Source organism: Micromonospora sp. KC207 (genome assembly GCF_004348615.1).
Classification (GTDB): Bacteria; Actinomycetota; Actinomycetes; order Mycobacteriales; family Micromonosporaceae; genus Micromonospora.
This window is the reverse complement of sequence record NZ_SMKJ01000555.1, coordinates 1-1,803: the sequence shown is the minus strand read 5'-3', so window position 1 is coordinate 1,803 and position 1,803 is coordinate 1. Positions and strand designations below refer to the sequence as shown.

The window sequence follows — 1,803 nt, the reverse complement described above, 5'->3', positions numbered from 1 at the left end:
GCCGACCCGGTGGCCCGCCGCCGCGTCCAGGCCGCGTACCGCCAGCGCCGCGTCCAGCGCCGCCACCGTCGCCGACCAGCCCTTGTCCTCGGCGGAGCCGGGCAGCCCGGCCCGGTCCCGGGCCTGCTCGATCGTGTCCACCGTGAGCACCCCGTGCGCCACCGGCTTGCCCTCGTCGAGGGCGACCCGGGTCAGCCCCTCGGTCACCGACTTGCACACGTAGTCGAAGTGGGCGGTGGCCCCCCGCACCACCACGCCGAGGGCGACCACCACGTCGAAGCGGCGGGCCATCGCCTGCGCCACCACCGGCAGCTCCACCGAGCCGGCCACCCGGGCCACCACGGGCCGCGCCCCGCACTCCTGCGCGGCGGCCACCGCCCGGTCGAGCATGTGGTCGGTCAGCTCGCCGTGCCAGCGGGCGGCGACGATGCCGACCGTCATCCCGGCCGCGTCGACCGCCGCCACCCCGGGCTCACCGAAACCCGCCATCGCTACGCTCCGATCTCGTCGCTGGCGACCGGGCGGCCCAGCGGGGTCTCGGTCACCTCGTCCAACTCGTCCAGCAGATGGCCCATCCGGTCCCGCTTGGTGCGCAGGTAGCGCACGTTCTCCGGATGCGGCCGGATCGGCAGCGACTCGCGGCCGGTGACGGTCAGGCCGTACCCCTCCAGCCCGGCCCGCTTGGCCGGGTTGTTCGTCAGCAGCCGCATCGACCGTACGCCCAGGTCGTAGAGGATCTGCGCGCCGGTGCCGTAGTCGCGGGCGTCGGCCGGCAGCCCCAGGTCGAGGTTCGCGTCCACGGTGTCACGGCCCAGGTCCTGCAACTGGTACGCCCGCAGCTTGTGCAGCAGGCCGATCCCCCGCCCCTCGTGCCCGCGCACGTAGAGCACCACCCCGCGGCCCTCCCGGGCGACCCGGGCCAGCGCGGCCTGCAACTGCGGCCCGCAGTCGCAGCGCAGCGAGCCGAAGATGTCGCCGGTGAGGCACTCGGAGTGCACCCGCACCAGCACGTCCTGCCCGTCGCCAAGGTCACCCATGACCAGGGCGACGTGCTCGGCCGGATCGTGCTCGGCGCGGTACCCCACGGCCGTGAACACCCCGTACGGGGTGGGCATCCGGGCCGCCGCGACCTGCTCGACCTGTTTCTCGGTGCGCCGCCGGTAGGTGATCAGGTCGGCGATGGTGACCAGGGTCAGGCCGTGCTCGGCGCAGAACTTCTCCAGGTCCGGCAGGCGCATCATGGTGCCGTCGTCGTTGACCAGTTCACAGAGCACGCCGGCCGGGCGCACGCCGGCCAGCCGGCTCAGGTCGACCGCGGCCTCGGTGTGCCCCGGCCGGCGCAGCACCCCGCCGGAGCGGGCGCGCAGCGGCACCACGTGCCCCGGCCGGGCCAGGTCGGTCGGGCCGGTGGACGCGGCGGCGAGCAGCCGGATGGTGTGCGCCCGGTCGGCCGCCGAGATGCCGGTGTCGATCCCCTCCCGGGCGTCCACCGTGACCGTGTACGCGGTGCCCCGGCGGTCCTGGTTGGTGTGGTGCATGGGCGGCAGGTCCAGCCGGTCGCACTCGTCCTCGGTCAGCGGCACGCAGATGTAGCCGGAGGTGTACCGGACCATGAACGCGACCAGCTCCGGGGTGGCCAGCTCGGCCGCGAAGATCAGGTCTCCCTCGTTCTCCCGGTCGGCGTCGTCGACCACGACGACGGGCCGGCCGGCGGCGATGTCCGCGACGGCCTGCTCGATGCTGGCGAGGGTGGTCATGCCGGGACCTCCGAGTAGGTGGGCGGAAGGGCGGTGGGGGCCGGGC

The 1,803-nt window shown here is 74.7% G+C and carries 2 protein-coding genes; both read right to left on the bottom strand.

What is annotated here, in order from left to right; genetic code table 11:
* Positions 1 to 489 (bottom strand): 6,7-dimethyl-8-ribityllumazine synthase (ribH, locus tag E1258_RS32410; protein WP_132407764.1); only part of this gene is annotated, 489 nt, incomplete at its 3' end.
* Positions 490 to 491: 2 nt separating this feature from the next.
* Positions 492 to 1,757 carry a bifunctional 3,4-dihydroxy-2-butanone-4-phosphate synthase/GTP cyclohydrolase II gene (locus tag E1258_RS32405; RefSeq protein WP_132407762.1) on the bottom strand — a complete coding sequence of 422 codons (1,266 nt, stop codon included), beginning with the start codon at positions 1,755 to 1,757 and terminating at the stop codon, positions 492 to 494.
* Positions 1,758 to 1,803 lie beyond the last annotated feature (46 nt).

Coding starts and splice junctions, on each gene's coding strand:
- E1258_RS32405 (WP_132407762.1), bottom strand. CDS start 1,757: ATGACCACCCTCGCCAGCATCGAGCAGGCCGTCGCGGACATCGCCGCC.